Annotated in this window: 6 protein-coding genes; all 6 read right to left on the bottom strand. The window is 65.4% G+C overall.

The genetic code is table 11. The features are described 5' to 3' along the window. Positions 1-220 (bottom strand): aldo/keto reductase (locus VGD20_RS06475; protein WP_331133669.1); only part of this gene is annotated, 220 nt, incomplete at its 3' end. Between the two features lie 12 nt (positions 221-232). Beyond that, positions 233-1036, bottom strand: coding sequence for an SDR family NAD(P)-dependent oxidoreductase (locus VGD20_RS06470; RefSeq protein WP_331133670.1), 804 nt, complete (start codon positions 1034-1036; stop codon positions 233-235). Then, a complete protein-coding gene (locus VGD20_RS06465; RefSeq protein WP_331133668.1) occupies positions 1036-1812 on the bottom strand; it encodes an SDR family oxidoreductase in 777 nt (258 codons plus the stop codon). The genes VGD20_RS06470 and VGD20_RS06465 overlap by 1 nt, the downstream gene beginning before the upstream one ends. After that, positions 1809-2876, bottom strand: coding sequence for a phosphotransferase family protein (locus VGD20_RS06460; RefSeq protein ID WP_331133667.1), 1068 nt, complete (start codon positions 2874-2876; stop codon positions 1809-1811). The genes VGD20_RS06465 and VGD20_RS06460 overlap by 4 nt, the downstream gene beginning before the upstream one ends. Continuing rightward, the gene (locus tag VGD20_RS06455; RefSeq protein WP_331133666.1) at positions 2873-3964 is read right to left on the bottom strand and encodes a Zn-dependent alcohol dehydrogenase; all 1092 of its coding nucleotides are present in this window, start codon (positions 3962-3964) and stop codon (positions 2873-2875) included. Before VGD20_RS06455 ends, VGD20_RS06460 begins: the two co-directional genes overlap by 4 nt. A gap of 109 nt (positions 3965-4073) precedes the next feature. Next, on the bottom strand, positions 4074-5147 hold a 1074-nt coding region (locus VGD20_RS06450), incomplete at its 5' end, for an acyl-CoA dehydrogenase family protein (protein WP_331133665.1).

Here is a 5147-nt window from a genome sequence, read left to right as displayed (position 1 = left end):
TATCGCGCGGCCGGTCCTTCAGCACATCGCCGAGGAAGCTCTCCGCCGCGCCGCGGCCATAGATATTCGCCGTGTCGATGAAATTGATGCCGACGTCGAACGCGGCATCGACGCACGCGCGCCCCGCGCTGTCGTCGACCCCCGCGCCATAGGTCAGCCAGCTGCCGAGGCAGATGGTCGAAACGCTGATGCCGCTGTCGCCAAGGTCACGATATTGCATGGGCTTGCTCCGTCAGTGCGAGGTCTGGCCCAGCAGCTGACGCGTCACCGGATGCGAGCTGGTGAGCCCGCCGTCGACCGCGATTGCCTGACCATTGACGTAGCTTGCCTGGTCGCTTGCGAGGAAAAGCGCAACATTGGCGAGCTCTTCGGGCTGCGCGGCGCGGCGCAGCGGATTGAGCTGGCCAAGCTTGTGCGTGACCTCCTTCGCCTTGGCATAATCGAAGGTCGGCTTGGTCATCCCCGTTTCGGTGAGGCCGGGGCAGACGGCGTTGACGCGCACGCCGCTCGTCGACAGCTGCTGCGCCGCAACCTTGGCGAGGTTGATCACGCCCGCCTTCGATGCCGAGTAAGCGCCCGGGCCGGCACCCGAGTTCAGACCCGCGACGCTCGCGGTCAGCACGATTGCGCCGCCGCGCCCCTGATCGACCATCGCCTTGCCCGCATGTTTCACCATCAGCGCGGGGCCGATCAGGTTGACGCGCAACGTCTCGGCCCAAGCGGCGGGGTCGAAATCGAAGATACCGCCCATGTCGCCGATGATCCCGGCATTGGCGAAGGCGACGTCGAGGCCGCCGAAACTCTCCTGCGCGGTCGCAACGAGCGATGCGACATCGGCCTCGACGCCGGCGTCGATTTCGAGCGCGACGACCTCGCCGCCCGCATCCTTCACCAGCTTTGCCGTGTCATGCACCGCCGCCGTCTTGTCGCCGATGACGAGCTTCGCGCCCTCGGCGGCGAAGCGCAGCGCGCTCGCGCGGCCGATGCCGCTGCCCGCGCCCGTGATGATCGCAACCTTGCCGTCCAATGCGCCCATCATGCGCCTCCCGAAATCGTGGCCCCGCCATCGCACACGATGGTCTGGCCGGTGGTGAATGCCCCCGCCTTGCTGGCAAGGAAGACCGCGGCGCCCGCGATCTCGTGCGGTTCGCCGATCCGCTTCAGCGTCGAAGCGGCGGTCGATCGTTTCAGATTCTCTTCATTTTCCCACAGCGCGCGCGCCATGTCGGTGCGTATCAGTCCCGGCGCGATGCAGTTGACGCGCACGCCGCGCGGCCCGAACTCGACCGAGAAATTGCGCGCGACCTGCATGTCCGCCGCTTTCGAGATGCCATAAGCGCCGATGATCGGCGACCCTTTCAGCCCGCCGATCGAGCTGATGATCGTGATCGACCCTTCGCCGCGTTCGAGCATTTCGGGCGCGACCATCGTGATCAGCCAGTGGTTGGACAGGATATTATTGTCCATGATCTTGCGGAACTGGTCGTCGCTGATCCCGAGCCCGGGGCCGTAATAGGGGTTCGATGCGGCGTTGCAGACGAGCGCGGTGATCTTGCCGAAGGCGCGCCGGGTCTCGGCGACCAGTATCTCCAGCTCTTCCTTCGACGAGATATTCGCGCGCACCGCGATGGCGGTGCCGTCGCCAAAGCGCGCGTTGATCCCGGCCGCGGTTTCTTCGCACGCGTCGGCCTTGCGGCTCGATATGACGACCTTCGCGCCCTGCTCGGCCATCGCCTCTGCCGTCGCCTTGCCGATGCCGCGCGACGATCCGGTGATCAGCGCGACCTGCCCTGTCATGTCGAACAGGCTCATGCGCCGGCCTTTCGCGCAAAGTCCCACGCCTTTTCGGCGAGCGGACGGACGCGTTCGGACATGTCCTTCGCATGCTGCGACGAGGCGGTGCCCTCGATCACGCGCTTCTTGATGCCCTGGATGATGCCCGCGAGGCGGAAGAAATTATACGCAAAATACCAGTTCATGTCGGGCACGCCGTCGCGGCCTGTCGCTACGCAATAACGTTCGACCATCTCGTCGAGTTCGGGAATGCCGAGTGCCTTGCGGTCGAGGTCCATCACCCCCGAACGTCCGCCATTCTCGGTCACCCACGCCATCGCCACATAAGTGAAATCGGCGAGCGGATCGCCGAGCGTCGACAGTTCCCAGTCGAGCACCGCGAGTACCTGCGGCCGATCCTTCGCGAAGATCATATTGTCGATGCGATAGTCGCCATGGACGACGCTGGTGCGCGTCTGTTCGGGCAAGGTGGCGGGCAGCCATGCGATCAGCTGCTCCATCTCGTCCATCGTTTCGGTTTCGGAGAGCCGGTACTGTTTCGTCCAGCGGTCGACCTGGCGCCCGAAATAATTGCCGGGCTTGCCGAAGTCGGACAGCCCTGCCGCCTCGATATCGACGCTGTGCAGCGCGGCGAGCGTATCGATCATCGCTTCATAGGTCGCGCGGCGATTCTCGGGGGTCGATCCCGGCATCGCGCCGTCCCAGATCGTATGGCCGTCGACCATGCCCATCACATAGAACCAGCTGCCCACCACCGAGTCGTCGGTGCACAGGCCATATTGGCGCGCGACGGGGAAGCCCATTTTATGGAGGCCCGCCTGCACCTTATACTCGCGGTCGACCGCATGCGCCGAGGGCAGCAGCGGGCCGAAGGGCTTGCGACGGAGGACATAATTGCCCGAAGGCGCCGAAATCTTGTACGTCGGGTTCGACTGGCCGCCGGCGAATTTGCCTTGCGTCAGCGGGCCTTCGAAGCCCTCGACATTCGCTTCCATCCACGCCGTCAGCTTCGCTTCGTCGAGCACATCGGCGCCCTCGGGCGCGACGGTGCCGCTGAACGCCTTTTGCGCGTCGAGCGTCATTGGTCGAACACGATCACCGACCGTGCGGCGTCGCCCTTTCGCATCTTGTCGAACCCGTCGTTGACTTGTCCCAGCGGGATCGTCTCGGCGACGATGCTGTCGAGATCGAGCAGGCCGCGGAGGTAGAAGTCGACGAGGCGCGGGATATCGACCGGGAAACGGTTGCCGCCCATGATCGCGCCTTGCAATTTCTTGCCCGAGAGCAGGTCCATCGCCGAGAGACCGACCTTTTCGGCGAGCGGCATCATGCCGAGGATCGTCGCGGTGCCGCCGCGGCGCAGCGACGCGACCGCAAGGCTCGCCGAAGCGGGGCGGCCCACGGCCTCGATCGCATGGTCGACACCGCCCTTGCTGATCTCGAGGATCTGCTTCGCGGCATCGTCCGACAGCGCATCGACGACATCGGTCGCACCGAGTTTCTTCGCCAGTTCGCGCTTTTCGGGAACCGGGTCGGCGGCGATGATGCGTCCCGCGCCCGCGATCTTCGCGGCGTTGATCGTCGCAAGGCCCACGCCGCCGCAGCCGACGACCGCGACGGTCTCGCCGGGGGTTACCTTGCAGGCGTTGAAGATCGTTCCCGCACCCGTCGTCACCGCGCAGCCGATGACGGCGGCGCGGTCGAGCGGCATGTCGGGATCGATCGCGACGCACGCATGTTCGTGGACGAGCATCGTCTCCGAAAAGGCCGAGAGGTTGAGCATCTGGTTCACCGGCGATCCGTCGGGGCGCGTGATGCGCGGCGCCGACCCCGCGGCACGCCGCGTATCGCCGCCCATGCACAGCGACATTCGGCCCGAAACGCAGAATTCGCAGTGACCGCAGAAGGCGCTGAGGCAGGTGACGACCGCGTCGCCGACCTTCACCGTGCGCACTTCGCTGCCCACCGCCTCGACGATGCCCGCCGCCTCATGGCCGGGGATCGCGGGCAGCGGATGCGGATAGGCGCCGTCGATGAAATGCAGGTCCGAGTGGCAGAGCCCGCACGCGGCAGTGCGGATGCGCACCTCGTGCGGGCCGCAGTCGGCGACGACGACGTCTTCGATCGACAGCGGCTTGCCCGGCTCGATCAGAATCGCGGCTTTGGTCATTCTAAACTACCCTCTCTGACCGTTCGCCCTGGGCTTGTCGAAGGGCCGCTCTTCTCTTCGAAGCAAGAAGGACGGTGCTTCGACAAGCCCGGCACGAACGGAATATTCCTTAGCGTGACACCCCGATGTCGCCTGACGAGAAGCCCGGCTCGCTCGCTTCGCTATGCTTGGCGAATTCGATGCGGGCGATCGCGCGTTCGTGGACTTCGTCGGGACCGTCGGCGAGGCGCAGCGTACGCTGGTGCGCATAGGCCTTGGCGAGCCCGAAATCCTCCGACACGCCCGCGCCGCCATGCGCCTGGATCGCATCGTCGATGATCTTGAGCGCCATGTTCGGTGCCTGCACCTTGATCATCGCGATCTCGGCTGCGGCGGTCTTGTTGCCGACCTTGTCCATCATGTCGGCGGCTTTCAGGCAGAGCAGGCGCGTCATCTCGATATCGATGCGCGCCCGCGCGAGGCGATGCTCCCAGATGCTATATTCGGCGACCTTCTTGCCGAACGCGACGCGCGACTGGAGGCGCTTCGCCATCTTGGCGATCGCTTCTTCGGCGACGCCGATCGTGCGCATGCAATGATGGATGCGGCCGGGCCCGAGGCGCCCCTGCGCGATCTCGAAGCCGCGGCCTTCGCCGAGCAGCATCGCCTCGTCGGCATTGACGCGCACGTCCTTGAGCTCGATTTCCATATGACCGTGCGGCGCGTCGTCGTAACCGAAGACGGGCAGGTGGCGCAGGATGTTCACGCCGGGGGCGTCGAGCGGCATCAGCACCATCGACTGCTGCGCGTGACGCTTCGCCGCGAAGTCGGTCTTGCCCATCACGATCGCGACCTCGCAGCGCGGATCGCCGGCGCCCGACGACCACCATTTGCGGCCGTTGATCACATAGTCGTCGCCGTCGCGCTCGATCCGCGTTTCGATGTTCGTCGCGTCGGACGAGGCGACGCGCGGTTCGGTCATCAGGAAGGCCGAGCGGATCTGCCCGTTCATCAGGCGGCCGAGATATTTATCCTTCTGCGCGCGCGTCCCGTAACGGTGGAATACCTCCATATTGCCGGTGTCGGGCGCCGAGCAGTTGAAGACTTCACTGGCAAAGCCGACGCGGCCCATTTCCTCGGCGCAAAGCGCATATTCGAGGTTGGAAAGGCCGGGGCCTTCGAATTCGAACGTCTCGTCGACATG

Source organism: Sphingopyxis sp. (genome assembly GCF_036402335.1).
Lineage (GTDB): Bacteria > Pseudomonadota > Alphaproteobacteria > Sphingomonadales > Sphingomonadaceae > Sphingopyxis.
The sequence above is the reverse complement of the archived record's forward strand: the minus strand, read 5'-3'. Positions and strand labels throughout refer to the sequence as shown.